General features: G+C 62.1%; 27 protein-coding genes. 9 read left to right on the top strand and 18 right to left on the bottom strand.

What is annotated here, in order from left to right; all coding sequences use genetic code 11:
• Window positions 1–64: 64 nt before the first annotated feature.
• The 14 genes from C3E79_RS11380 to C3E79_RS07145 all read right to left on the bottom strand — a co-directional run bounded on the left by C3E79_RS11380 (window position 65) and on the right by C3E79_RS07145 (window position 10639).
• Entirely contained in the window at window positions 65–835 is a 771-nt protein-coding gene (locus C3E79_RS11380; protein WP_146183441.1) for a T3SS effector HopA1 family protein, read from the bottom strand.
• On the bottom strand, window positions 822–1817 hold the full coding sequence (locus C3E79_RS07190; protein ID WP_108404300.1) for a phosphotransferase: 996 nt from the start codon (window positions 1815–1817) through the stop codon (window positions 822–824). The genes C3E79_RS11380 and C3E79_RS07190 overlap by 14 nt, the downstream gene beginning before the upstream one ends.
• Window positions 1818–1832: 15 nt before the next feature.
• Window positions 1833–2819: a methyltransferase gene (locus tag C3E79_RS07185; RefSeq protein WP_108404299.1), complete on the bottom strand. Its 987-nt coding sequence runs from the start codon at window positions 2817–2819 to the stop codon at window positions 1833–1835.
• Between the two features lie 3 nt (window positions 2820–2822).
• The gene (locus C3E79_RS11375; protein ID WP_146183440.1) at window positions 2823–3506 is read right to left on the bottom strand and encodes a hypothetical protein; all 684 of its coding nucleotides are present in this window, start codon (window positions 3504–3506) and stop codon (window positions 2823–2825) included.
• Between the two features lie 79 nt (window positions 3507–3585).
• Window positions 3586–4086, bottom strand: coding sequence for a hypothetical protein (locus tag C3E79_RS11370; RefSeq protein ID WP_146183439.1), 501 nt, complete (start codon window positions 4084–4086; stop codon window positions 3586–3588).
• A gap of 128 nt (window positions 4087–4214) precedes the next feature.
• Window positions 4215–4805 (bottom strand): hypothetical protein, encoded by a 591-nt coding sequence (locus C3E79_RS11365; RefSeq protein WP_146183438.1) that lies wholly within the window; start codon window positions 4803–4805, stop codon window positions 4215–4217.
• Complete coding sequence (locus C3E79_RS07180) at window positions 4798–5496, bottom strand: hypothetical protein (RefSeq protein WP_108404298.1); 699 nt, start codon at window positions 5494–5496, stop codon at window positions 4798–4800. Before C3E79_RS07180 ends, C3E79_RS11365 begins: the two co-directional genes overlap by 8 nt.
• Window positions 5493–6425 carry an ABC transporter ATP-binding protein gene (locus C3E79_RS07175; RefSeq protein ID WP_108404297.1) on the bottom strand — a complete coding sequence of 311 codons (933 nt, stop codon included), beginning with the start codon at window positions 6423–6425 and terminating at the stop codon, window positions 5493–5495. The genes C3E79_RS07180 and C3E79_RS07175 overlap by 4 nt, the downstream gene beginning before the upstream one ends.
• 492 nt (window positions 6426–6917) lie before the next feature.
• Window positions 6918–7157, bottom strand: a complete 240-nt coding sequence (locus tag C3E79_RS11850; protein WP_158268517.1) for an integrase core domain-containing protein — start codon at window positions 7155–7157, stop codon at window positions 6918–6920.
• A 55-nt stretch (window positions 7158–7212) separates the two neighbouring features.
• Window positions 7213–8631 (bottom strand): IS30 family transposase, encoded by a 1419-nt coding sequence (locus C3E79_RS07165; RefSeq protein WP_108405021.1) that lies wholly within the window; start codon window positions 8629–8631, stop codon window positions 7213–7215.
• Between the two features lie 343 nt (window positions 8632–8974).
• Window positions 8975–9241: an IS3 family transposase gene (locus tag C3E79_RS07160; RefSeq protein WP_158268476.1), complete on the bottom strand. Its 267-nt coding sequence runs from the start codon at window positions 9239–9241 to the stop codon at window positions 8975–8977.
• A gap of 171 nt (window positions 9242–9412) precedes the next feature.
• Entirely contained in the window at window positions 9413–9655 is a 243-nt protein-coding gene (locus C3E79_RS11845) for a transposase (protein ID WP_108404294.1), read from the bottom strand.
• Between the two features lie 158 nt (window positions 9656–9813).
• A complete protein-coding gene (locus tag C3E79_RS07150; RefSeq protein WP_108404293.1) occupies window positions 9814–10170 on the bottom strand; it encodes a transposase in 357 nt (118 codons plus the stop codon).
• Window positions 10171–10330: 160 nt separating this feature from the next.
• On the bottom strand, window positions 10331–10639 hold the full coding sequence (locus tag C3E79_RS07145) for an ArsR/SmtB family transcription factor (RefSeq protein WP_108404292.1): 309 nt from the start codon (window positions 10637–10639) through the stop codon (window positions 10331–10333).
• A gap of 98 nt (window positions 10640–10737) precedes the next feature.
• On the opposite strand from C3E79_RS07145, the gene C3E79_RS07140 reads away from it, so the two are divergent.
• Genes C3E79_RS07140 through C3E79_RS07130 form a run of 3 tightly spaced genes read left to right on the top strand, consistent with a single transcriptional unit; the run spans window position 10738 to window position 13480 of the window.
• Window positions 10738–11796 carry a FecCD family ABC transporter permease gene (locus C3E79_RS07140; protein WP_108404291.1) on the top strand — a complete coding sequence of 353 codons (1059 nt, stop codon included), beginning with the start codon at window positions 10738–10740 and terminating at the stop codon, window positions 11794–11796.
• Window positions 11793–12521: an ABC transporter ATP-binding protein gene (locus C3E79_RS07135; protein ID WP_108404290.1), complete on the top strand. Its 729-nt coding sequence runs from the start codon at window positions 11793–11795 to the stop codon at window positions 12519–12521. The genes C3E79_RS07140 and C3E79_RS07135 overlap by 4 nt, the downstream gene beginning before the upstream one ends.
• Window positions 12518–13480: an ABC transporter substrate-binding protein gene (locus tag C3E79_RS07130; RefSeq protein WP_235840581.1), complete on the top strand. Its 963-nt coding sequence runs from the start codon at window positions 12518–12520 to the stop codon at window positions 13478–13480. Before C3E79_RS07135 ends, C3E79_RS07130 begins: the two co-directional genes overlap by 4 nt.
• A 116-nt stretch (window positions 13481–13596) precedes the next feature.
• Here C3E79_RS07130 and C3E79_RS07125 read toward each other — a convergent pair whose 3' ends face one another.
• The 3 genes from C3E79_RS07125 to C3E79_RS07115 form a co-directional block, all read right to left on the bottom strand.
• Complete coding sequence (locus C3E79_RS07125; RefSeq protein WP_108404288.1) at window positions 13597–15999, bottom strand: glycogen/starch/alpha-glucan phosphorylase; 2403 nt, start codon at window positions 15997–15999, stop codon at window positions 13597–13599.
• 220 nt (window positions 16000–16219) lie between these two features.
• A complete protein-coding gene (locus C3E79_RS07120) occupies window positions 16220–17482 on the bottom strand; it encodes an amidohydrolase (RefSeq protein WP_235840580.1) in 1263 nt (420 codons plus the stop codon).
• 14 nt (window positions 17483–17496) lie between these two features.
• Window positions 17497–18816: a DUF4921 family protein gene (locus C3E79_RS07115; RefSeq protein WP_108404286.1), complete on the bottom strand. Its 1320-nt coding sequence runs from the start codon at window positions 18814–18816 to the stop codon at window positions 17497–17499.
• Between the two features lie 31 nt (window positions 18817–18847).
• Here C3E79_RS07115 and C3E79_RS07110 point away from each other — a divergent pair, with 31 nt between their 5' ends.
• The gene (locus tag C3E79_RS07110; RefSeq protein ID WP_108404285.1) at window positions 18848–19246 is read left to right on the top strand and encodes a hypothetical protein; all 399 of its coding nucleotides are present in this window, start codon (window positions 18848–18850) and stop codon (window positions 19244–19246) included.
• Here C3E79_RS07110 and C3E79_RS07105 read toward each other — a convergent pair.
• Window positions 19216–20367: a glycerate kinase gene (locus C3E79_RS07105; RefSeq protein ID WP_108404284.1), complete on the bottom strand. Its 1152-nt coding sequence runs from the start codon at window positions 20365–20367 to the stop codon at window positions 19216–19218. The two genes, C3E79_RS07110 and C3E79_RS07105, sit on opposite strands and share 31 nt — an antisense overlap.
• A gap of 253 nt (window positions 20368–20620) precedes the next feature.
• Between C3E79_RS07105 and gdhA the strand changes: the two genes are divergently transcribed.
• The 5 genes from gdhA to mutM all read left to right on the top strand — a co-directional run bounded on the left by gdhA (window position 20621) and on the right by mutM (window position 25030).
• Complete coding sequence (gene gdhA, locus C3E79_RS07100; RefSeq protein ID WP_108404283.1) at window positions 20621–21967, top strand: NADP-specific glutamate dehydrogenase; 1347 nt, start codon at window positions 20621–20623, stop codon at window positions 21965–21967.
• An 89-nt stretch (window positions 21968–22056) separates the two neighbouring features.
• The gene (locus C3E79_RS07095; RefSeq protein WP_108404282.1) at window positions 22057–22875 is read left to right on the top strand and encodes a DivIVA domain-containing protein; all 819 of its coding nucleotides are present in this window, start codon (window positions 22057–22059) and stop codon (window positions 22873–22875) included.
• Between the two features lie 32 nt (window positions 22876–22907).
• Entirely contained in the window at window positions 22908–23435 is a 528-nt protein-coding gene (locus tag C3E79_RS07090; protein WP_108404281.1) for a YceD family protein, read from the top strand.
• Entirely contained in the window at window positions 23432–24205 is a 774-nt protein-coding gene (gene rnc / locus C3E79_RS07085; RefSeq protein ID WP_108404280.1) for a ribonuclease III, read from the top strand. The genes C3E79_RS07090 and rnc overlap by 4 nt, the downstream gene beginning before the upstream one ends.
• Window positions 24206–25030 carry a bifunctional DNA-formamidopyrimidine glycosylase/DNA-(apurinic or apyrimidinic site) lyase gene (gene mutM / locus C3E79_RS07080; protein ID WP_108404279.1) on the top strand — a complete coding sequence of 275 codons (825 nt, stop codon included), beginning with the start codon at window positions 24206–24208 and terminating at the stop codon, window positions 25028–25030.
• Window positions 25031–25042: the final 12 nt, after the last annotated feature.

The raw sequence follows: 25042 nt of genomic DNA, 5'->3' as shown, positions 1-25042 counted from the left end.
CCCTTCATCTTTTCCCATACATTGCGCTTGGTTAGTTCTAAAGTTTCAGATATCTGCTGTGGTGTCATGATACGTCGCCGTATTGAAACGAAGCTAGCAGTGCGGCCCAGTCCTGAAAAGAGTCGCCTCTTTCTCGAACCAGTGGGGGAAGCCAATAATTGTTGTCGCTAGCAAGCCAGTGAACTAGGTCATTAGGCTCGACGCCCAATGATTTTGCTTCGGAACTCACTATTTGTGAGGCATACAAACCGTAGCTCAGACCGGACGCGCGGCCCATCTCCGGCGTCTCCAAAATGGCGCTGGCACTTGAGCCTAAAGGAAGGCAGAAAGCCGAAGCTTGCCCCATGTCTCCGCACTTCGCTAAAGCCAGTGCCAGCTTCTCTGGGCGGCTAATTGAGCCGTAGAGGTAGGCAGTCAGTGCGTCAGTACGTGGAAAAGCAGATTCTCCTACTAAACATTTTACCTCCGCAAGGCTCGTGTGCGCGCGAATCATTTCGATGATTGAAGACGCCTCAGCGAGCATCGCCTTCTTTGAAGAAAACCCAATATAAATCCGAACGATCGGCAGGCCTCGTTTGTCCACTGAAAGCAAGCGACGATCCAAGGTAGCCGCATGAAAGCCGGGGCTTAAATTTGAAAATACAATTGACTCTTTCTCGGAAACGGCGGTGTTCACGCCGTATACGGTGTGGTGGCCTGGTTCGAGGGTGTCAGCCGACCGCCTGAGAATGTTAAGCAAATCATGGTCGATGAGCCATGGGTTGATCTCAGTAGGCAAGGATCGGTTGCGCACATGCCAGCGACGATAGATCGAAATAGCATCAGACGTCAGCATAAGAAACAAACTCCTTGAGAGATTCAGCATCACGAGCGAGAAATGAAACGCCATTAAGTAGTGCACTTGTACGGGGGGACATAGTTGAGCGCCACATATTGGTGGTTATCAGACGGTTAAGCATGAAACGAAGCATCTCAGTCGCGACATCGTCGATCATAATGGGACGTTTGTAACTATCACTGTATGTCTGAAGAAGAGCCGTGGCAATTGGCGCGTAGTACTTTTTAGCAAGTTCAAACCTTCCGGCTTGATCTCGAGCGTCCATAGTGGCATCGAAGTCTTGATGATCAATTCGATCCGTCCAGACATCCATCAATGCGCGCAGGTAAAGCTCGCCGAGGAGTGCACCAACATCACCTTCGACATATCCAAGTGCAATCTCCTCGAGATCTACAAAGTAAACACCGTTCTCATTGAGAAGCAGCTGATTCCCACGCAGGTCATGATGAGTGATGACCGGATCCGTGTCAATGGAAGTGTCCTTCAAAGCGTCAAGAAGCGCGTCATCACGCTGTACTATCCGAAGCAGTTGGAGATTCGCCGAACTCAAACGCCCTAGTTCCGCGAACTTCGGGCACTCCAAGAACGCCCATGCCGGGGAAAAAGGCGCTTGGGAAAGCCCGAGTTTCTCCTCGGCAATAGGCAACGCTTCCTCCATGCCAAGATGAAAACGTGCCAGTCCGTCGCCGATGACCCTGCCATGTTCTATCTCCAATTTTTGCGTAAGGATCATGTCAAACATGGTGAATCCAGACACGTGCTCGAAGACCAAGGCCAACTGCTCATCGTCGAATTCCACCACGCAGGGGGTAGCCACATATTTGTCGATACCAGGAATGGATCCAGCCGCCTTGCACTTGTGATAGCGCAAGGCGGCGCCATCGCCCACAAATTTCTTTTTGAAGAACTGCCGACCTGATCGCGCGTCGGTATAAACCCAAAATTCGTTCCTGCCAGCCATTCTGGACTGAAAGCGCATAAAGGATTCCCTTTTCTAAGTACGATAGATATTGAGGTAGGGGCGCTGGTTAGTTTCTTCGGTATACTCATGGGAAGCGATGAGTGTGAGCCCTGCCGAAGTGCATAGCGTGGTCACGTCTTCTCGGCTGCGAGCGGGCGCGACCATACCGTTGTACAACCGCAGAGCGGTGACCCCGTAATCGCCATCAGCGAATACAGAATATTCATGAGAGGCAATCGCTACAATGCCGTCGGAACCGGCCGAATCGCGTACTTCTTGTAGTAGCGTCACCACTTGCTTATCCGTCCAATCCTCCAAAATCTGACAAAGAAGGTAGGCATCGTAGCCAGTGGGAACGTCTTCAAAAAAGGAGGCTTGACGATACCCAATCCCCTCAACAGATTCTGACTCTGGATAAATATCTTGGACCGTGATGTGCAAGTGCGGGTTCAAGGCAGATAACGCCGCGGAACGCAGACCGATTCCACCACCAAGGTCTAAGACGGTGCTAACGCCCTCCCAGAAGGGATCAGACATGAAAGGAAGCTGTCCTACCATTGGTTGCGCTTCGAAGGCGGCACGCTGCGCGGCAAGAGCAGAAGAATCAAAAGAATCCCAGCGATCTACACTAACCCTGTGGTTCTCTCGAGACTGTCGCAGAGTATCGAGGATATTGTCAGTGTTCCAGAAGCTCGTCGCGATGGGCGTGTCACCAAAAAGTGCTTGTATTCCAAAAGGATCCGATTGCTCCGCAAACAGTGCTCCCACGCCGCTTGTCCGGTATGTATCCCATCCAGGAGCTATAGTAATCAAACCAATATCTCGTAACACCGCCAAGAAGGACCGTACGGAGTGCTTGTCGATTCCCAACCGCTCTTGCGTTTCAGCTACTGAAACCGGTTCTTTAGAGCTGAGTAGCCCTTCCTGTACCGCAATTCGGGCTACCGAACCCGGCAGAGGATCAAGATGTTCAATTATTTGCTGAGCATCATATATAAGCTCAGAGTCGATAGCAGACATGAGTTAGTCCCTTTCCATTTCTGTGAAACGTTCCAGGTAAGCACCGCTAGCGAGGTAAATATCGGAGAAATATTCCTCAGCAGATGGAGCCGCTGTACTCACGAGCATATCATCACACGGCCACGCCGGGTATCGCTCCGGGTCCACAGTGTCAGCAGCACTAGGCGATGATAAGAGCAAAATTCTTGTCTCTTCTTTCAGTTGATGCGCCCGTGTGCGTACCCCCATCTCAGCGAAAGACGAGGGGTAAATGACGTCGGTCCAACCAAAATCTTTATCTCTTAAATCCTTCTTCTTTCGAGTATGAATACTGTAGTCTTGTATTTGCGAATGGACCATGGAGATGTCGTTGATCGTAAGAGCCTTGATGGCCTCAGCGGATCCGCAAGCAAAAAACGTTCTTGACCCATGCTCCGCGGCATTGATTGATTGACCCAGGCTTCGCTCCAAGTCGGCCAACTCATCAAGTAACAAACGTTTCTGCTGCGGAAACTGTCCCCAACAAGGTTGACGAGAAGATTCTAGGAATTCATTATCAACAATAGCTTCAGCCACTGCATGCGGAACAACTTGAATTTCCTCAATCCTGATTACTGTTGGAAACGTATGAGCTGTGTGGGAGACGGCCCCATCCGGGCCGTAATGGTCACGGCCAGAGAAATTACACCCAATGAGATGTTCGAGCAAGTGGCATGCGCCTCGCATACTCTTGTCCTCCACGAATCGGGGGCCGGGGTAATAAATGGTGTTCTTGATTACAGTCCAGTCATCTAAGGGCATTGACTCTTCGCGGTTCAGTAGTAAGGGCATCGGCGTACCGGCGAGTTTCCGGCTCATTGGAGATCCCAGCATACAACATTCTGGAAAATTTCTCTTCTAACCACTCGTCGAGAACAGTGGCAGCCGATGACGGAATTACATCATCGATTTGGGACACGAAATCAAAGCGATCTGACTCCGATGGCGTAAGCAACGCTACCTCTAGGAGGGGGCCGTACATGGTCGTCCCAGGAGAAATCTGCTCGATAAATGGAGGTTGACAGACAATTAGCGCTTCGCCTGGCGCTACCTCGCGCGAACAAAAGGTGAAGGCTGGGTATAAGCGCACTCCGGTCGAGCCATGGTCGAGTGATTGCGCAATGCACAAGGCAGCGAGCAGCGCATGGTGCTTGAGCTTGCCTGGCATCACCGGGTTCAATAGCAGCTCGGTGAGCGAGCTAGCATAACCTGTCTGATAAGAAATGGTATCGGCGTAAAAAGTGGGCATTGGAACCGTGACCACCTTCCTAATCCCCTGTATGTACGCAACTAAAGCATTAATCTCATGTCGCGGGACACAATGGAACTCTAGCGTGTCTTCTCTTGCTCTGTTAGCTACTCCCCACCAGCGAGACTTCATGGATTCCTCCTTTCCGCAACGGTCTTGATAGCGCGAGGGAAAAAGACGGCAGGCCTTCCCTCGCGATCACCCACAAAGGACCCACCCGTCATTGGATCGTAGAGATGTACATTACTTCGGTCACGGAAAGTTCTGCGAAAATGCTCGTACGCTACTGTGCTTTCAGCATCAGGCGGTAGGGAACTAAAAAGGTGGATATGCCGGTCATCTCTTCCATTCACTGCTAGTTGTAGTGGGGTAGAACTAGCAAAGCTTGATAGGTCTGCAATCAATTTGAATGTGGCTGGATAGACCACGACGTCGGTGATCTCGTCGATCACCCGGACATGGTCGGGTGACATCGGCGAATTCCAGTCATCGATAAAAAAACCCTCGCTAGCAAAGGGACGCAATGCATCCATCGTGACAAACCTTTGCGCAGCCGGGGTGACCACGATAGAGTGAAACCGAGCACCGAAGTTACCATACGCATATTGCAGCCAAAACGGAACCTGGGAAGCAAGAGCTCCGCCGGCGACCCACAACAAAGAGTCATGGAAAATATCAAAAGCCTCTCGGACCGCGTTCGAGTCTTCGTTACTATCCACGATCACTCCAGGACCACATTTTCTTGCTCGCCACCAGGAAAACTAGTGACCATCCTACCGCGATGACGAGAGCCACGACCAACAACGCCGACTGGCCCGCTCCAGCGAGGCCGATCGCCATTCCTACCCCGAATGGCACCAGCGCTGTAACGGTCGCGCCGAAGGCTGGCGCGAGGTTGATGGCCAGTGCGCCTAAAAGAAGAAGTGGCAGGCTAGCCCATTGCAAGATGGCAACATCGCGACTTATCGTACCAACTAAGATGCCTGCTGCGGATACCCCCAGCGATTCTAAGAGTGCACCTAGAATAGCAAGTCCCATGGTATCCGTCGTGATAATTCCTGATGCGTATACGCCTAGTAATACGAAGAGTGATTGAGCAAAAGCGAGGGGGGCGCCAACCAGCATCAATATTGTCAATATTCGCCCTTGCCTGAAACCTCTGTCGAAAAGCCACAGAAGAGAGCCGTTAGAACGCATCGTCACCACCACTCCTGCCAACGCCATATAGGCGCCGAACAACTGGACGATGAAGCTCATGGAGAGCGACATCTGAACCTTTACCGCGGGATCGGCCCCGCTCCCCATCCACAGGGCCAATGCGAGGGCTAGTACTGGGGCACCAACAATCATTAGGCGGTTAATCCGCCCACTAACGACCATAGAGAGGACGTATCGAAAGACGGTTTTCATAGCTCCTCAGCCTCCTCGAGTTTTTGGAGAACGGTGGCCAAGGTAGTCGTAGAGACTGCGAAGTCTTGGACGAGCTTGCGGGCGGATGAATCTCCGCTGACGCAGGCGACCATCGCGAGAGCCTCAGAAGAATTTCTGACGTCGATACGTAGTGTCAACTCCCGCACCTCATGGTAAACGGCGTCCGATGGGAGCTTAGTAACGAATGCAGAGACGGCCGCTTCGTCGGTGAAATCGAAAGTAATGACATAGCCAAAGTCCGCCTTTAGTTCCGAAAGAGGGTAAGGACCATGCACTTTCCCAGCCTTGATATAGATCAGGGCGTCAGCCAGCGATTCCATCTCCTCGAGGTAGTGGGTAACTAGGAGAATGAGTGCGCCATGATCGCGCAGCCGTCTGATTTCATTCCACAAAATCTCACGAGAGGTGGGATCCAACCCGGTCGTTGGTTCATCGAGGATCACTACCGAAGGTTCAGAAACAACAGTAGTGAGGAGTTGGAGGCGCTTTGCTTCGCCGCCAGATAGGCTAGAGACCTTTTGGTCTAATAAGGAAGTGCTCAACCCAAAGCGCTCGCGATGAACATCAATCTCCACACCGTCGACTTGCTCTACAAACGAGATGAAATCCCGTACTGTTAGATCGCTGAACGGTCTCCCATCTTGACGCAGAACTTTGATTTCTTTGAGGCTGTCTCCATCTGTCAGGGGGGGTGTACGCCCAAGTAAATAGATGTCCCCCTTTTCGGGGGGCAATAACCCGGTGATCACATCTAATAGGGTCGTTTTGCCTGCCCCGTTAGGACCAGCGATGGCGTAAATGTTCCCTGCGACAAGCTCGAGCGATGCGCCTTGAAATACGCTGCGAGAACCCCGTCGCACATCGATGTTTGCAGCTGTTACGAGGACATTTTCTTTCATTGTAGTCATCACGTCATCCAATAGTCCTATGTCGATTAAATTGCGTTCTTAACGCTGGGCGCTAGGTCTACAAACGTAGATATCAACTTCAACCACTTTCAAACTTCCCGACGTTAAGACTAAGGCACTGAACCGATGATTGGACCAGTAAAAAGCATTGACTGAATGTGCCCATAAGTCGTGGACAGATAGTTGGGCGTCTAGCGAGATGGCAGTAGGCTGATCTCAGCATAACTTAGGATGGTAGCAGACTGATGAAACCGGTTCAAGGCCCTGGGAGCGGTGTATCCCTCCTTTCGATTGACTTGGCCTGTGGCGTGTGGATAGTATACCGCTTCGGGGGTGTGCGGCCATTGATATTTTGCGGTGTCGGTCGGGTTTTTGGTTGGGAACGGCCTCGAGTTTGATGCGTCGCTTAGCGGCTATTGCTCCCAGGTGCCGTCTCAGACTGACTACGGGGTGTCAAGCTCCGGGCTTTGTAGAGGGTGATTTACTTGCCGATCAGGCCGTGTAGGCCTGACACTTCGGCCATTCCTGATGCACTCCCTTCTGCGGGCGATGAGCCAGTGCGGAGTGCAGTTGGCGATTATTGTACCACCCGATCAACGCCAAGGTCGTCACGAGAACTTCCGTCAACGTTGCCCACCTTCGCCGGTCGATCAGCTCCGCCTTGAACAGCGAATTCAAGGCTTCTGCTATGGCATCGTCGTATGAGTCACCGCGTGATCCGACCGAGGCCATGACCTTCGACTCGGACAGGGATTCACCGTAAACCACCGAGCGGTACTGGGCAGGTTCAACCGGTGGTTGCAACACCGGCCTGTTTCAGGGATTGTAGTGCTTCACCGAAGACTTCGGCGGGGGTCTTCCAGCCGAGGGTCTTGCGGGGTCTGTTGTTGAGGGTGTGGGCCACCGCTTCGAGGTCGTCTGCGCTCCAGCGGGACAGGTCGGTGCCCTTGGGGAAGTACTGACGTAGCAGGCCGTTGGTGTTCTCGTTGGTGGGCCGTTGCCACGGGGAGTGCGGATCAGCGAAGAACACCTTGGTGCCAGTCTCAAGAGTGAACGCGGCATGTCCTGATAGTTCCTTGCCGCGGTCCCAGGTGATCGTCTTGCGTAACTGCTGGGGCAGGGTCGTGATCGCAGCGGCCAGAGCCGCGTTCATCGCGACTGCACCGTAGCCGCCCAGCGCGGGGCCGTTCTTGACCGGAGGGTGCTCGCCCCAGCCGTCGAGGCGGGGCAAGTGGACCAGGATCGTCGCGCGGCTGCGACGCTCGACCAAGGTCCCGATCGCAGAGCGGCCGGTCCCGATGACCAGGTCACCTTCCCAGTGTCCTGGAACAGCGCGATCAGCGGCTTCTGCGGGGCGTTGGCTGATCACGACCTCGGCGCCGACATGACCGCCGGGTTTGTTCCGGGAACGCTCACGGGGCTGTCGCAACGCCCTGCCCGTTCGCAGGCAAGCCACCAGCTCACGCTTCAGCGCGCCGCGGCCTTCGATGAACAACGCTTGGTAGATCGCCTCATGACTGATACGCATTGACTCATCATCAGGGAAATCCAGCTTCAAGCGGTGACTGATCTGCTCCGGGCTCCAACTGGTGGCCCACCGTCGATCTTGCCGACGAGGCTTGTTCAACCCCTTCCACGTCGGCGTGACCGGCCCTTCCACCGGCGTCCCGTCCGGGCCAGTGACCTTCCCAGAGAGTCTGTCCTGGACATAGTCGCGAAGCCGCAGGTTGGCCACCAGCTTCGCGGTCTTGGGTCGTTTCGCGGCCTCTTGGGCTTTCCATTGGGCCACCGTGGCGCGATACTCCAGCTTCCCGCTGCGGGTAGCAGCGTTGCGGCGCGACTCCCGACTGATCGTGCCCGGATCCCGCCCAAGGGTACGCGCGATCGACCGGACACCGCGTCCCTGAGCACGCAAGATCGCGATCTCCTCTCGCTCCTCGAAACTGAGATAACGACCAGTTGGCTCCGTCAACGTCAGCGGTGGCATACCGCCAGCGTGACGGAACCACCGTGATCCGACCGGCACCGACACCCCCACCGCCAGCGCTGCCTCCGCTGTCGTGACCCCGGCCGCGATCAGGCGCCAGAATTGTCGCTGCACCGCCCTCGATGGCTGCGGTCTGCCCGGAGAGCGCATTGCTGGCCGCAACGCCCGGTCCGCGCGCCACTGCCGCCGCATCCCCTCCGGGACCTCGCTGGTCTTCATGCTCCAGTCCTTGGTCGCCATCCTTGAACACCTTTCTCACCTCAAGGTGTTGCGACGACCAGTTGAATCCGCCCTGCACATCCTTATCCGTGTGATGGATCAGCCCAGTAACGCCTTCACCAGCGCGAAGACGAGCAGAAAAGGCCGTGTCCAAGGCGTCGCGGGCCAGCGAGGCTCGCACATGGTTTTGTGACCTGCCAGCCGACGATCTCACGGGAGTAGGCGTGCAAGACGAACGCCGCGTACACCCACTCATGAGAGGTGGGAATGTAAGTGATATCCGCGCTACCGACAACATATTCGGCGCGGTCACAGCGAAGTCCCGTTCCACCAGATCGACGGGTCACTCACCGGCCTCGGCGCTGCGGGCCGACGGCCTTTTCTTCCGCCTCCGGATCCCCGCCAGCCCGTCGGCGGCCATGAGGCGCTCGACGGTGCACCGGGCGACGTGCCCGAAGGTGTCTTCCCGGTTGATTTCCGCCCACAGCATCCGTGCACCGTAGCAGGAGTAGTTGTCTTCGAAGATCCGGCGCAGTGCCCGGATGACCAGCTTGTCCCGGATGGACCGGGCTGATTCAGGCCGTGATGTGAGGGCGTAATGCCTTCTCAAGGGGTATCTTCGCGGACGTTTGCTGTAACGCCCGGATGATGGGCTCGACCCCGAACTCATCGCGGTTATCGTCGATGAATCGCACGACAATTTCTGTGGGCACTCGCACTCCGCCGCGAAAAAGCCGAGGCCTTCTCGAGGATCTCGTTGGCGCGTTTCGCTTCCGCGAGTTCACCCCCGCAACCGGCAGTGAGTGCTCTTCGAAATGTAGCCCACTGGCGCTCTTTGAGAGAGTAGCCCAGCGTGGTCGTAGTTATTGTCCTTGCGGACCCACACGCGCAGCGTTTCCCTGCTGACTCCTAGTTCTGCCGCGATGCGGGTCACCGCCCTGCGGGCCGTGGCAGGGCCGGCTTGAGCGTGGAGCACGAGTTCTATGGCACGCTGCTTGAGCTCGGCAGTGTACTCAGTGGGCATGAAAGAGTTTCCTTCTCCAATATCCTACCCTCCATCAAAGCCAAAGCGAACCAGGCTGCTGGTGTAGGACCAAAACCGCGCTGCTGATACCGATAGTAGGCGGCTAGTGACATGGCATACTGGTGTTCTTGTAACACTCGGCACATCCGCTCGATGGACTATAGGCGCCGTTGAACGTGGAGGAAATCCACGACTATGTGAGTGTGCGGTCGAGATCCGCTTGGGCGAAAAAGCCTAAGACCAACGTCAAGCGCTCGTCGGCTTCCTTCAATTGCATTTTCCCTGCGCAGCTGGGCACGTTCGGCGTCCTTGTCCGCCTCCGATGCAGTCTTGTCTGCCTGCGCTTTATTCTCAGCCCGGCGGATCCAGTTGTGCAGTGTCGCTGGGTTGATATCCAGCATGGCGCCGATCTTGCGGCAGGTTCCCGCCTTCGAGGTTCCACCCTCTCCCAAGGCCTCGTGGTCCAGGCGCAGCGCGCGTTCCCGCGTCTGCTGGTCGTACTTCACGTTATACATGGTCTCATACTTTCCTTTGCAGGTCCATGTCTCTCATACACCCAGTACGGTCCAACCGTTGCCCTAAACTAATCCCGCCACTCGCGCACGATGAACTAAACAGCCGTACCACCGCAGCCGTACCACAGGCCCCGAACGGCACATGACGCCGATGAGCCTTCTAGCTTGCCGCGTGCTCGGCGCCGAAGAAGTGCAGCAGCTCGTGGACGCGCTCGTCGCTTATTGCGTAGTAGACCGATCTGCCCTCGCGCCGAGCCGCGACCGCGCCCGCGGCTTCCAGGGAACGTAGCGCGGCGGAGGTGGTTGCTAGCCGGGTGCCGGTGGCATCGGCGAGTTCGCTGACGGTGAGAGCGTGTTGGCCGGAGAAGTGGATCGAGCAGAGGAGTTTGAGGCGTGTGGCGTCGCCAAGCAGGCGAAACGTCGGCGCCCACTCGTCGGCTATGGCGATGGTGTGCTTGAGATCAGACATTATGGATCCTCCCAGGCTCCATTATCCATCGGGGGAGTAGTGTGTTCCTTTGCCTCATAGTCTAATAATCAATTGAATGACAGATGTAGGAGGTGTGCATGGGCGACACGCTGGGGCTGCGCCGCGCACGCACCCGCGCGCTGGGGTGGCTGGCCGTGGCCGCGACCGCTTCGGTTGCCGTCTGCGTGATCGCCGTAGCCATCGGCCCCACGGTCGTGCCCCCGTCAGTTGCCGCCGAGGTCATCGCCCGCCACATCAAAGGCGCGCCGATTCCCGAAAACCTGGCTACGTACAGCAGCGTCGTCTGGGACATCCGCCTGCCCCGGGTCCTGCTCGGGGCGACGGTGGGCGCGGGATTGGCGGTGGCCGGCGTGGTGCTTCAAGCGGTGGTGGCCAACGTGTTGGCGGATCCCTACATCCTCGGGATCAACGCCGGCGCGTCGACGGGCGCGGCGTGCGCAATCCTCTTCGGGGTCGGGGCCGGGGTGTTCGGCGCGCTCGCGCTGCAGGCGATGGCCTTTTTCGGTGCGGTCGCCGCCTCCGTGCTCATGCTCGCTCTGGCGCGGGGCGGGGGCGGGTTATCCGCGGCGCGCTTGCTCATGGGCGGAGTTGCCGTTGGCTACGCGCTATCGGCGTTGACCTCCCTACTCGTCTTTGCCTCCGATAACGCGCAGGGCGCCCGTTCAGTGATGTTTTGGCTGCTCGGCTCGCTCGCCATGGCCTCGCGCGGTCCGGTCCTGTGGGCCACCATCGCGGTGGTTTGTGCCTGCTGCCTGGCTTTGTGGGTCCTGGGCACGCGTATCGACGCCCTCACGCTCGGCGACGACACCGCCCGCACCCTCGGGGTGAACCCGGATCGCGCCCGCCTGCTCCTCGTTGTGGTGTGTTGCCTCGTGGTCGGTGCCGTCGTGTCGGTCGCCGGCTCGATCGGGTTCGTCGGCCTGGTCGTGCCCCACATCGCTCGCCGCCTCGTGGGCGGACTCCACCGTCGCGTCCTCCCGCTCGCGGCCGCGCTCGGAGCAAGCCTGACCGTGGCCGCCGACGTGGCCTCGCGCACGCTGCTCGCACCCCAGGAGATCCCGATTGGCGTGCTCACCGCGCTCGTAGGCGCCCCGCTCCTGGTCGTTCTGGTCGCACGCTCGGGGGAGAAGCTGTGATCGAGGCACGCGGTATCGAGTACCGCTCCATCCTGCGCGGGGTGGACGCGCAGTTCGCGGACCGGGGAGTCACCGGCATTATCGGGCCGAACGGGGCGGGCAAGACAACCCTGCTGAAGTGCTTGTTCGGCGCGCTCACACCGACGGCGGGCAGGGTGCGTATCGACGCCACAGACCTCGCCACACTCTCCCCGCGCGACCTCGCCCGGAGCGTCGCGGTGGTGAGCCAAGAGCCTTCCTTCAACGACCGGATGAGCGTGGCCGAGCTCGTCTCGCTCGGGCGCCTGCCGCATAGGGACCGGCGCGGGCGCGGGGAAGAAGAGATCGCCACCGCGCTGGAGAAGGTGGGCTTGCTGGGGCTGGCGCACCGGCCGATCGCGCAGCTATCCGGCGGGGAGCGGCAACGGGTGATGATCGCCCGCGCGCTCGCGCAGCGCCCCCGCTACCTGCTTCTCGATGAACCCGGCAACCACCTCGACATCCACCACCAGCTCGACCTCTTCTACATCTTGGGCGAGTTCGACGGCGGCGCCGTGGTCGTGCTCCACGACCTCAACCAGGCGCTGGCGTACTGCGATGTGGTCTACGTCCTTGACGGCGGTCGCGTCGCCGCCGCGGGAGCACCGAGAGAGGTGCTCGTGCCTGAGGTGCTTGAGCCGATCTACAACGTCCGCGTCCACCGCGCGGGCGACCTTTTTGCGTTCACACGAGAGGAACAACAATGAACCCCACATTCGCCCGAACCGGGATGATTCTAGCCGCCGCAACGCTGCTGTGCTCCTGCGCGCCGGCCCCAGACTCCGAGGCCGCCTACACCGTGGCCAACTGTGGGCGCGAGGTTGCGTTTACCCACGCCCCCGAGCGCGTCGTGCTGCAGGACTCCACGGCGGTGGCCACGCTCGATGGCCTCGGCGTGCTTGACAAGGTCGTGGCCAAGGCGGGCTTCTTCCCGCGCGAGTACTTCACCGATGCCGTCAACGCCCAGCTCGACGCCATCCCGTCGCTGTCGGACCGCCTCAACAACACCGGGCACATCCAGATCACCAAAGAGGCCGTCATGGCCGACAACCCCGACCTCATCGTCGGCTACAGCGACACCGTCAACCCGGAGACCGCCGGGGCGGTCCCGATCCTCTCCGAGCCGGGGTTTTGTGGCGAAATCACCTCCGCGAGCTGGGCGGATGTGGGTGCCCAGATTGACCTCTACGCCCGCGCGATGGGGGTGCCGGAGCGGGCGGGGGCGGTGATAAAGGGCGTCGATACGCGTATTGCCCATCTCGATGCCTCCGTGGGCGAGGGCAGGAGCGTCGCATTCGTCTACCCCGGGCTCGAAGGCGGGACGACCTACGGCTACGGGGCGGCCTCGATGGCGGCGCCGGTTGCCGCATCGCTCGGGCTGCGCAACGTCTTCGCGGACGTGGGCGAGCGGGTCTTCGACATCAGCGCGGAGCAGCTCGTGGCGGCAAACCCCGACGTCATCGTCGTGCTCAACTCCGGGGAGGACGACGCCGTGGGCGCGGTGACATCGCTGCCCGGAGCGGACTCCATTGCGGCGGTGCGCTCTGGCGAGGTTGTACCGATGTATCTATCTTTCATCGAGCCCGCCTCGCCGCTGAGCGTTGCGGGGGCGGAGGCGCTGCAGGACGCACTGGCTCATTCCGCGTCGTCGGCCGGGGAGGGGTGACAACGGTGACGTGGGGTCGGCGCGCGACCTGGGGAAAGTGACAACGGTGACCGCGGGGGTGCCACCGTTGTCACAGGCCCGCGATGCCGGTGCCTGCAATCCCCAGGGTTCCTAGGCTACTCGCCCTCGATCGGCGTGCGCTCGAGCTTCCACACCTCGGTGGCGTAGTCGTTGATCGTACGGTCGGAGGAGAAGCGGCCGGAAGAGCAGATGTTGATCCAGCACTTGCGCGCCCAGGCGAGCGGGTCTGTGACGTAGTCTCGGGCCATGCGGTCGCGGGTGGCGCGGTAGTCGGCGAAGTCGCCGAGCACGTAGTAGACGTCCGGGGTGCCGCCCTGGCCGTCGAGGAGGGAGCCGCGGATGTCGTGGAAGGCGCCGGAGGAGGCGTCGTCAAGCGTGCCGTCGACGAGCGCGTCGAGCGCGCGCTTGAGGCCGGGCACCGACTTGTAGGCGGCGTAGGGGTTGTAGCTCGCACGCAGCTCGGGAAGCTCTTCCTCGCGCGCGCCGAAGACGTAGGCGTTGTCCTCGCCCACCGCATCGACGATCTCGACGTTCGCGCCGTCCATCGTGCCCAGGGTGAGCGCGCCGTTCATCATGAACTTCATGTTCGAGGTGCCAGAGGCCTCCTTGCCGGCCAGCGAAATCTGCTCGGAGACATCCGAGGCCGGGATGATCTGCTCGGCGGGGGAGACGTTGTAGTTCTCGACGAACACCACGGTTAGGTACTTCGACACCTCGGGGTCGTTGTTGACCAGCTCGGCGATGGAGTTGATGAGCTTGATGATGCCCTTCGCGCGCACGTAGCCCGGCGCCGCCTTCGCGCCGAAGATGAACGTGCGCTTGGGCAGGTCGCGCTCCCCGTCGTCCTTGATACGGAAGTAGAGGTCGAGGATGTAGAGGGCGTTTAAGAGCTGGCGCTTGTACTCGTGAAGCCGCTTGATCTGGGTGTCGAAGATGGAATCCGGGTCGACCTCGATACCTTGGTGCTGGGAGATCCAGGCTGCGAAGTCGCGCTTGTTCGCCGCCTTGATCTCGGCAAGCTCACCCATCACGGCGTCGTCGGCGGCGAAGTGGGCGAGCTCTTCGAGCCTGGGCAGGTCGGTCACCCAAGCGTCTGACCCCATCAGGCGGTCGAGCAGCGCCGAGAGGCGCGGGTTGCACATGCGCAGCCAGCGGCGCGGGGTCACGCCGTTGGTCTTGTTGTTGAAGTGATCCGGGTAGAGCTCGTACCAGTACCTCAACGTGTCGCGCTTGAGAATCTCGGTGTGCATCGCCGCCACGCCGTTGACCGAGTAGGAGCCGTAACAGGCGATCCACGCCATGTGGACCTGGCCGTCGTGGACGGGGGAGAAGTGGTGCGCCTCCTCCGGGCCGATCCCGCGGGCCTCCATGTCGATGCGGTAGCGGCGGTCGATCTCCACAACGATCTCCCAGATGCGCCAGAACAGCTGCTTGAAAATGGCCACGTCCCAGCGCTCCAGCGCCTCCTCCAGCACCGTGTGGTTGGTATAGGCGAAGGTCTTCGTGGTCACCTCCCACGCGTCCTCCCAGCCCATGCCGTGGGAATCCATGAGCAGGCGCATGAGCTCGGGGATGGCGATGACCGGGTGGGTGTCGTTGAGCTGGATGGAGTTGTACTTGTGGAAGCCGGAGAGGTCCTCGCCGTGGTGGGCGATGTAGTTGTCGATCATCTCCTGCAGCGAAGCGGAGACGAAGAAGTACTGTTGGCGCACGCGCAGCACCTTGCCGGCGAAAGTGGTGTCGTTGGGGTAGAGCACGCGGGTGAGGTCGTGGACGGCCTCGCGCTCCAAGATCGCGTCGGAGAAGCGTTGGGAGTTAAAGGCGTCGTAGTCAAACTCGTGCATCGGCTTGGCGTCCCACAGGCGCAGCGTGCCGACGTTTTTCGTACCGTAGCCGGTAATCGGCATGTCGTAGGGCACCGCGCGCACGCTCATGTCATCGAACGTGACCACGCGCTGCTGCGTGCCCCGGCGCACGATAAACGGGTAGAACGACTCCTTCCACGCGTCCGGGTGCTCCTTTTGGAACCCGCCCACGAACTCCTGGCGAAACAGCCCGTAGCGGTAGAGCAGGCCGTAGCCGGTCAGCGGGTATTCCAGGGTTACCGCGGAATCAAGAAAGCAGGCGGCGAGGCGGCCCAGGCCGCCGTTTCCCAGCGCCGCATCGTGCTCGGCCTCTAGCACGTCGGTGAGATCGAAGCCGTGCTGCGCGGCGACGGCCTTGGCGTCATCAACAAGACCCAGGTTGGTGAGGTTGTTCAGCAGCGCTCTGCCCTGGAGGAACTCGGCGGAGAAATATGCCTGGCTCCTGGTGGCCGCGTAGGCCTGTTTCGTCGCGTTCCAATTGCCGGCGATCTGGTCTATAACGGCAGCTGAGAGGCCCGTCCAATACTTCTTTACCGTGGAGTTCTCCGGCCTCGCCCCCGAGAACCCGCGGACATGGCCGGGGATCGATTGGGAGAACGAGGGGTTGTCGTGGGGCGTTGCGTGGTCGGTCATCTGGGTGCCTCCTGCTGCAGTTCGGCTAGACATGCAGCCACGAGCCTACCCGCCGGAGTGGGGGTTGGGGCGGGGGGCGCGTGTCTCTCTGGCAAAGGCATACCTGCAGAAGCAGATATATCGCCGTCGCGAAAGATGATACCCAAATGGTGTGGCGATCTATCTGCCTGTGGAAGTATGAATTTTCCAGAGGCGGCGAGAAGACCGCCGAGGCAGCCACCTACCGCGCCATAAACGTGAGCACCGCTGTGGCCGCCGCGCGGTTGGCGGCCTCGATGGTCGGCTCGTACTCCGGCAAGAACGTTGCCATGTGGTTGACCGGGATATCCTCGGCGACGCGGTCGGCGGCCACGGCGGCGTCCCACTGCTCGCGCGGCGTGCAGCCGATGAGCCAGAAGAAGTAGGGAACGCCAAACGCCATGGGAATGAAAGGGAAGTCCTCGGAGACCGTCTTGCGCGGGGCGTTGACCGAGTCGGTGCCGAAGACGGCGTCGAAGTAGGGGCGCACCCGGTGGAAGACGGTGGGGTCGTTGGTGAGCATCTCGCCGTGGGCGAAGTACTCGATTGTGGGCTTGTCAGTTATGCCGGAGGCGAGCACCTCGGCGTGGACGACCCGCTCGATGGAGCCGTAGATCTTCCCCTTCGTCTTATCGGAGTAGAAGCGGCAGTTCAACGTCAGCTCCGCGGTCGCCGGGATGATGTTGGTGACCGAGCCCGCCTGCATGGTGCCCACGCTGATCACGGCGAAGTCGTTGGGGTCGACCTCGCGGCCGACGATGCCCTGCAGCCTGGCAATGATCATCGCCGCGGTAAAGGTGGGGTCGATGGCGTTATGCGGCATCGAGCCGTGGGCGCTGCGGCCCGGGATGGTGATCCGGATCGAGTCGCAGGCGGCGAACTGCGGGCCCGCCTTGGACATCACCTGGCCGGCGCGGCCGGGCATGACGTGCTGGCCGAGGCAGATGTCGGGGCGGGGGACGCGGGTTGTCAGGTCGTCGTCGACCATGCTCATCGCCCCCTCCGAGGTCTCCTCGCCCGGCTGAAACAGCGCGATAAACGTCCCCGCCCAGTCCGCGCGGGTGTTGTCCATGAAGTCGCAAAGCCCCAGCAGCGCCGCGGTGTGCACGTCGTGGCCGCAGGCGTGCATGGTGCCCACGTGCTTTCCGTCTCGGCCGGTGACCACCTTGTGCGAGGCGAAGGTCACGCCGGTGGCCTCCGTGACGGGCAGCGCGTCGAAGTCGGCGCGGAAGAGCACGCGAGGGCCCTCACCGTTGCGGAAGATGGCGACGACGCCGAAGCCGCCGATCGGGGCGATGATCTCGCAGTCGAAGCGTTTGAGCTCGGTGAGGATCCGGCGGTGCGTCTCCTCTTCTTGCATGGAAAGCTCGGGGTTGGAGTGGAGAATCTCGTAGAGGCGGCGCTGCCACACCGGGTCGACGGTGTAGCTGTTGACGATCTCACGAACCCTGGCTTTATCACTCACAAAATCTCTTCCTTCTACGTCTCGCTTGCGCGCAGCCACGGGTTGTAGCGCAATACGTTTCGCGCCGGGCGGCATTCGGTAGCTATGCGAATCCCCGGCGCTATCGCGCCAGCCTCCCGCAGCTGATACAGGCTGGCAACCATCCTATCCCTGATGTCGTGCGGGGAGAGCGTGTTGACGTAGATCTTCGTCCCGCCCTCGAACCCGGCCAGCGTGGATACCCTCCACTTCAGGTTCACCCGCAGGGGCATGGGCATATCGAGGTCGATTGGCTTGTGGTGCCACTCCTCGTTGCTAGCCACGCCCGCGCCGGTGGCGGCGTGGGCGGCGTGGAGCAGGTCGGAGAACCCGCGTGCCTCTTCCTCGCTGAGCTTCCACGGCTCGCAGGTTGCCGACGTCGAGTAGATGCTCACGGTGGGGTAGCGGTGGCCGATGCCGGCGATGAGGATAGCGTGGTCATTCTCGGCGATGACGAGGTTGTTGTAGAACGCGTAGTTGACGCCCCACTCGTTATACATGTTGGGGTTGCGGCGCAGTGTGGCGATCTCGGTGTCGGATTGCACTCCGCGCTCGTCGATGGCGACGAGCTGTTTGTGCAGGTGGTCGAAGGAGGCACCCGCCGCTGAGAGCCAGTTCTGGAACACCGCCACGTACGGCACGTAGCGGTTGAGGTCGTAGAGGTCGCGCATCGCGTCGATGGTCAATGCGATGTAGGCGTAGTGCTCCTCTGGGGTCAGCGTGCCCGAGGAAGCGAGCTGAGAGGTATCGCTCGCCCCCTCGGAGAAGTGGCGCCTGGCAATGATGACGTCGTGGCCACCGGCGAAGTAGGCGGGGGCGTGGGCGAGCAAGGAGGCGTCGTCACGCGAGGCGTCGAGCCCGCTCGCGCGCAGCCGCGTGCGCACGATGTCGAGGACGTGTGCGCGCCCGGCCGGATCTCCCAGGTAGCGCTCCATGTGGCGGCGTCGCGCCGACGGCATCTCGTAGCCGTAGTTTTTGCTCCAGTAGTCGTAGGAGACGATCTCGAAGAGGTTGGGGACGCGCCGGAACTCCGCCACGCTCGCCCCGAGCTGATCGGGCAGCAGGTCGCGCTGGATGTCCCACCCCGTGCCGCCTTTGACAATGCGAGACTTCTCCGGTGGCGTTGCCAGCGGCCTGGACTGGCAGAAGTTGCAGGTATCCGTCAGCTCCCCCGGCCCCAATGGCCGCACGTCGCGCGGCGGGCTCATAAGCGGGCGGTTGCCGCGCCCCGGCACCATCCACACCTCGGTGCCCGAAAAGGGGTTGATCTGCTTGATGGTGCCGTCGGCCATCGTGGTGAGCACGGGGAGGGTCATAAAGTCACAGGGTATTCGCTAACCTACATCCATGCCTGCCATCCAATTCGATGTCCTCGTCCCCGATTCCGCCGCCGCCCAGGTGGGGGAGGCCTTTGAGACAGCGGTCGAGACCCTCGTGCGCCGCGGCAAGCTTGCGGCGGGCTCGGTGGAGCACGCAGAGCGCCCGCTTGTCGACGCCTCCTTCGCCGCCCTGCTCGCAGACACCTACCGCCACGATCGCGGAGAGGACCCGGACGAGGCAGGGGCGGTCGTGCACCGCTATATCGTGCGCGCCGAGGGTGCGGCGAGCTACAACCAGCTCGCCATGGGGCTCTCTCGCATCCTCACCCCGAAGGCGCAGCTGCCCCGCGACCCGGCGGCGCTCGAGCGCGAAGAGCGCTTCGAGCAGCCCTCCATCTACCCCTGGGCCGTGGAGATCCTCAGGTAGGCCTCAGCCGCGCGGGCGCCGGCGCGGGTGAGCTGCTCTTGGACGCCCACATCGTCGCCTAATTCATCGAGGGTCACGGCGGTAACCCCCTCGGGGAGAGGCGCGCGAAACTCGCCGGAGACCACCGCGACCGCCGGGTTCGCGTCGCTGCGCCGCGCGGCGTCGATGACGACGGAGACGACCTTTCCCTTCGCTGTCTGCGAGTCGCAGCGGCCCTCGCCCGTGATCACGAAATCGGCCCCGGCAAGCCGGGCGGCGAGCCCGCTGGCCTCGGCAACGACCTGCGCGCCGGGCAGGACCTGTACGTGATCGTCGTTGCCGTGGAGCAGGCGGGAGAGCCAGTGCAGCCCGACCGGGATCGCGCCGGCGGCTCCAAAGCCGGGGGTGGAGCCGTCCACGCCCGTGACCTCGCACAACCGGGCGAGGGCGCGGTCGAGCGCGTCCACATCGGCCTCGCTCGCGCCCTTTTGCGGGCCGAAGACGGCTGCGGCGCCGTCGGGCCCGGTGGCGGGTACAAGCGCGTCTGCGAGCAGGACCCAGTCGACGGAGGCAGCCGGGATGTTGACCTTCGCGGTGTCGAAATCTGCAAGGTCAATCAGCGCGGCGCCGCCGGGGTTGAGCGAGTAGCCGGCGGAGTTAAGCGGGTTGACACCCAGCGCGACGAGGATTCCTGTGCCGCCGTCGACGGTGGCCGAACCACCCAGGCCCATCACGATGCGGCGCGCGCCGCGGGTCTCGGCGTCGGCGATGAGCACGCCCGTGCCGAAGGTGTCTCCGGTGGTGGCGACGGGGTGATCGGCGACCTTGGGCAGGCCGCTGGCGGCCGCGACATCGATGTAGGCGGTCGCGCTCGCAGCATCGAAGGTGTAGCTCGCCTCGGTGAGCCGGCCGGCTGCGTCCGTAGTGGGCAGCGTGATCAGCTCGCCGTCAAAAAGGGCGGAGGTGCCTTCGCCGCCGTCGGCCATGGGGGAGGTGATGACGTGGGCGTGGGGGGTGACGCTCGCGACGCCGTCGCTAAGCCACTGCGCCGCTTGCTGCGCGGTGGCGGTGGACTTAAAAGCGTCCGGGGCAATGACGATGGTCGGGCAGGATGCTGGGTTCTCGGGGGTGATACGCGTCATAGTGATCCTTGGTAGTAGCTGCTTAACCCGAGCGGTGTTACTCGCGCTCAGCGCGCATTTTAGCCGCAGCCCGGGCGCGCCAGCCGCGGCGGGCGGCCGGCCACCCGGCATTGCGTGCAGGCCGCGGGGTTGTAAGGTGGGCACGGAAGAAAACTGCCGAACGTTAGGTATATTTTCGCGGTTATGCTCGCGAATGCCCCGCGCCAGGCAGCGTGCCCCAGCGGGCGCCACACATCCACGGAAAGGGATATGCATGACCACTATTGATGAGGAAGTAGCCGGCTACTACGACAAGCTCGTTCGGCGCAACGCGGGCGAGGTGGAGTTCCACCAGGCGGTCGCCGAGGTCCTCGACTCGCTCAAGATCGTCCTTGAAAAAGACCGCCACTACGCGGACTACGGCCTGATCGAGCGGCTCTGCGAGCCCGAGCGCCAGATTATGTTCCGCGTGCCCTGGATGGATGACAACAACGACATCCGCGTCAACCGCGGCTTCCGCGTCCAGTTCAACTCCGCGCTCGGCCCCTACAAGGGCGGCCTGCGATTCCACCCGTCGGTCAATCTCGGCATCATCAAGTTCTTGGGCTTCGAGCAGATCTTCAAAAACTCCCTCACCGGCCTGCCCATTGGCGGCGGCAAGGGCGGCTCCGACTTCGACCCGAAGGGTAAGTCCGAGGGCGAGATTATGCGCTTTTGCCAGGCGTTCATGACCGAGCTGTGGCGCCACATCGGCCAGTACCGCGACGTGCCCGCCGGCGACATCGGCGTCGGCGGCCGCGAGATCGGCTACCTCTTCGGCCAGTACCGCCGCCTGGCCAACCAGCACGAATCCGGTGTCCTTACCGGCAAGGGGCTGAACTGGGGCGGCTCCCTCGTGCGCACCGAGGCCACCGGATATGGCTGCGTCTACTTCACCAACGAGATGATGAAGGCGCGCGGCGAGTCGCTCGACGGCGCCAAGGTGATCGTCTCCGGCTCCGGTAACGTGGCCATCTACGCTATCGAAAAGGCCCAGGAGCTCGGCGCCACCGTGCTCGGCTTCTCCGATTCCACCGGCTGGGTGGAGACCCCGAACGGCGTCGACGTTGAGCTGCTCAAGGACATCAAGGAAGTCCGGCGCGAGCGGGTCAGCGAGTACGTCGAGGAAGCCCAGGGTGCGACCTACCACGAAAACGGCAGCATCTGGGACCTCACCGCCGATGTCGCGCTGCCGTGTGCAACCCAAAACGAGCTCGACGGCGAGCACGCCAAGGGCCTTGTTGAGCGCGGTGTGCGCTACGTTGCCGAGGGCGCGAACATGCCCTCGACCCCGGAGGCCATCGAGGTATTCCGCGACAACAAGGTCAGCTTCGGGCCGGGCAAGGCTGCGAACGCGGGCGGCGTGGCCACCTCGGCCCTGGAGATGCAGCAAAACGCCTCGCGCGATTCCTGGAGCTTTGACTACACGGACGAGCGTCTCCACGGCATTATGTCCAACATCTTCACGATGGCGGACGAGACCGCGAAGGAGTACGGCCGTGAGGGCGACTACGTCGTCGGCTCCAACATCGCCGGCTTCAAGAAGGTTGCCGATGCCATGCTTGCCCAGGGTGTGATCTAGCAGGCAGCGTGAGAAGGTTCGGCGCGCCGCAGGTTTTGCCCCGCGCGCCGAACCTTTTCGCGTGCTCAAAGGCACTACGCTGGGAGACCATGTACCGCGTATTTGAAGCCCTCGATGAACTCGTCCAGACCGTGGAGCAGGCCTACGGCGTGCCGATGACATCAAACTGCATGGTTCCGCGAAACGACGTGCTCGCGTTGCTCGACGACATCCGTAACGCCCTGCCCGTCGAGGTTGACGATGCCCAGGATGTGCTCGACAACCAGGACGAAATCCTCCGCGGAGCCCAGGAGCGCGCCGACGCGATCCTCGGCGACGCAGAGGAGCAGGCACAGCGCATCGTCTCCGAGGCCCACACCCAGAGCGAGGACATGCTCTCCGACGCGCAGTCGCGCGCCACCCTCCTCGTCTCCAACGCGGAGGAGGACGCGGAGGTCACGGTGGGTCGCGCGCGCGAGGAGGCCGACTCGACCATTGCCGGGGCCCAGCGCGAGGCGCAGCGCCTCATCGAGAACGGCAACCAGGAATACCAGCGCTCCGTGGAGCAGGGCCTGGCGGATCAGGAACGCCTCGTCTCCGAGGCGGAGGTGACCCGCCGGGCGGACGAGGAGGCCCACCGCCTCGTCGAGCAGGCACATTCCGAATCTTCGCGCCTGCGCTCCGAGTGCGATAGCTACGTTGACGCGAAGCTCGCCGAGTTCGAAGAGACACTCTCTTCGGTGCTGCGCACTGTCTCCGCCGACCGTTCCGCGCTGCGGCGCGGGGCGGGCGCCTCGGGCGTTTCCGGCTCCGAGCGCTACGAGCGCACACTGCGCCCCGAGCGCACTGAGCGTGTCGAGCGTGTCGAGCGCAGCTCACGCACCCGCCGCCCGCGCACCGATTCCGGCAGCGCGGATCTCGATTACTAGTTCGTCCACGTCGCTGTAGTGTTGGGGCTGTTATGGCTAATCCTTTTGTCTTCAACGTCGCCGAAGCAGTCAACGGCGATGGAATGCCGGTGACCTACACCCAGTCGGGGCCCTCTCCCTCGCGCATCGGGCCCGAGATGATCGCACTGCCCGCCGGCGGCCACGTCACCGTCGAGGCCACCATCACCCCGCTCGGCAGCGGCGTGCTTGTCGACGCCACAGCGACCGGCACCCTCGACGGCGAGTGCGTGCGCTGCCTCGCCCCGCTGACACCTGAGTTCAGCGCCACCGTCAGCCAGGTGTTTTCCGCCTCCGAGGACTTCATCACCGGCGCCGAGGCCGACGAGGACAAGGGCTCGGGCGACGAAGTCTTCCCGGTGATCGACGACACGGTAGACCTCGAGCAAGCGTTCGTCGACGAGATGGGCATGAACCTGCCCTTCAACCCGGCCTGCGAGCCGGAGTGCAAGGACACCGGGGAGGTGCCCCAGCCCGACGGTGTCTCCGGCGAGGCCGAGCGGATTGACCCGCGCTGGGCGGGGTTGGAGAAGTTCCTATGAGCCGATCGCGTCGCTCCAAGATGACGGGCGAGCAGGCCTGGGAGGCGGCCTTCGCTGCCGTTGACCACGCCCCGCTGGTGACCACACTCGGTATCGATGTGGACCCCGAGCTGCTGCGGCTGGCGCTTACTCACCGCTCCTTCGCCAACGAGCACGGCCCGCTGCCGAATAACGAGCGCCTCGAGTTCTTAGGCGATGCGGTGCTGGGCCTGAGCATCGCGGGTAGGCTCTACGAGCAGTTCCCCTCGCGCCCGGAGTCGGACATCTCGAAGATGCGGGCGTCGATAGTCTCGCGCTACGGGCTCGCCGACGTCGCCCGCGACATCGGGCTCGGCGCGCACATCCTGCTGGGCAAGGGCGAGGAGGTCACCGGCGGGCGCGAGAAGGACTCGATCCTGGCGGATACCACCGAGGCGGTCTTCGGCGCGATCTACCGCCAGCACGGTTTCGAGCCCGCGCGCGCGGTGATCCTGCGGCTTTTCGACGACAAGCTCGCCACCGCCACGGCCACTGGGCGCCACCAGGACTGGAAGACGGCTTTGCAGGAGCGCCTCGCGGAGCTCAAAGCCCCCAACGCCGACTACCGCGCCACCTCCGTCGGGCCGGACCACGACCAGACATTTACCGCGGACGTCTACGTCGGCGAGCGCAGCCTCGGCCAAGGCGTCGGACCGAACAAGAAGCTCGCCGAACAAGAGGCGGCCCGACAGGCCGTGGCGTACCTGCGCGACCACTACGCCGAGGTTGCGGCGAAGCCCGGTGAGGAATAGGTGCCTGAGCTCCCGGAGGTCGAGGTGGTGCGCCGCGGCCTAGAGGCCCACCTGCGCGGGCGCACCTTCGATGCCGTCGAGGTCTACCACCCGCGCGCGGTGCGCGACTGCGCGGTCGACCTCGCGCGCGTCCTGCCAGGCCAGACGGTCACCGCAACGGGGCGGCGCGGCAAGTTCATGTGGCTCGTTCTTGACGGCGGCAGCGCGCTGCTCATTCACCTGCGCATGAGCGGGCAGATGCTCGTGGGTAAACCCGGCGGGGTCGTAAGCCCGCACCTGCGTATCCGCGCCCGACTCGGCGACGTGGAGCTCTGCTTTGTTGACCAGCGCACCTTCGGATCCTGGCAATACGTCGCCCTCGGCGAGGACGGCGTGCCGACGACGATGGGGCACATCGCCCCCGACCCCTTCGAGGCCTCTTTCGACGACGTCTCTCGCGCCCGCCTGATCCGGACGAAGCGTTCCGCGATCAAGTCGGTGCTGCTCGATCAAGGTGTGATCAGCGGGATCGGGTCCATCTACGCCGACGAGGCCCTGTGGGCGGCGCAGATCAAACCCACCCGCCGGGCACGCTCCCTGCGGCAGCGCGACGCGCTCCGGCTGATCGAGCAGTCCCGCGCCGTGATGGCCTCTGCGCTAGAGCAGGGCGGGACAAGTTTCGACTCCCTCTACGTCAACGTCAACGGGGCCAGCGGGTACTTCTCCCGCTCCCTCAACGCCTACGGGCGCGCCGGCCGTCCGTGCCGGCGCTGCGGGGAGGCGCTGGTGAGGGTCGTCGTGGGTGGCCGTTCAAGCTCTTACTGCCCGGGGTGCCAGACGCTCTAGCGCGGGTTTGAC

Source organism: Corynebacterium liangguodongii (assembly GCF_003070865.1).
Lineage (GTDB): Bacteria > Actinomycetota > Actinomycetes > Mycobacteriales > Mycobacteriaceae > Corynebacterium > Corynebacterium liangguodongii.
The sequence above is the reverse complement of the archived record's forward strand: the minus strand, read 5'-3'. Positions and strand labels throughout refer to the sequence as shown.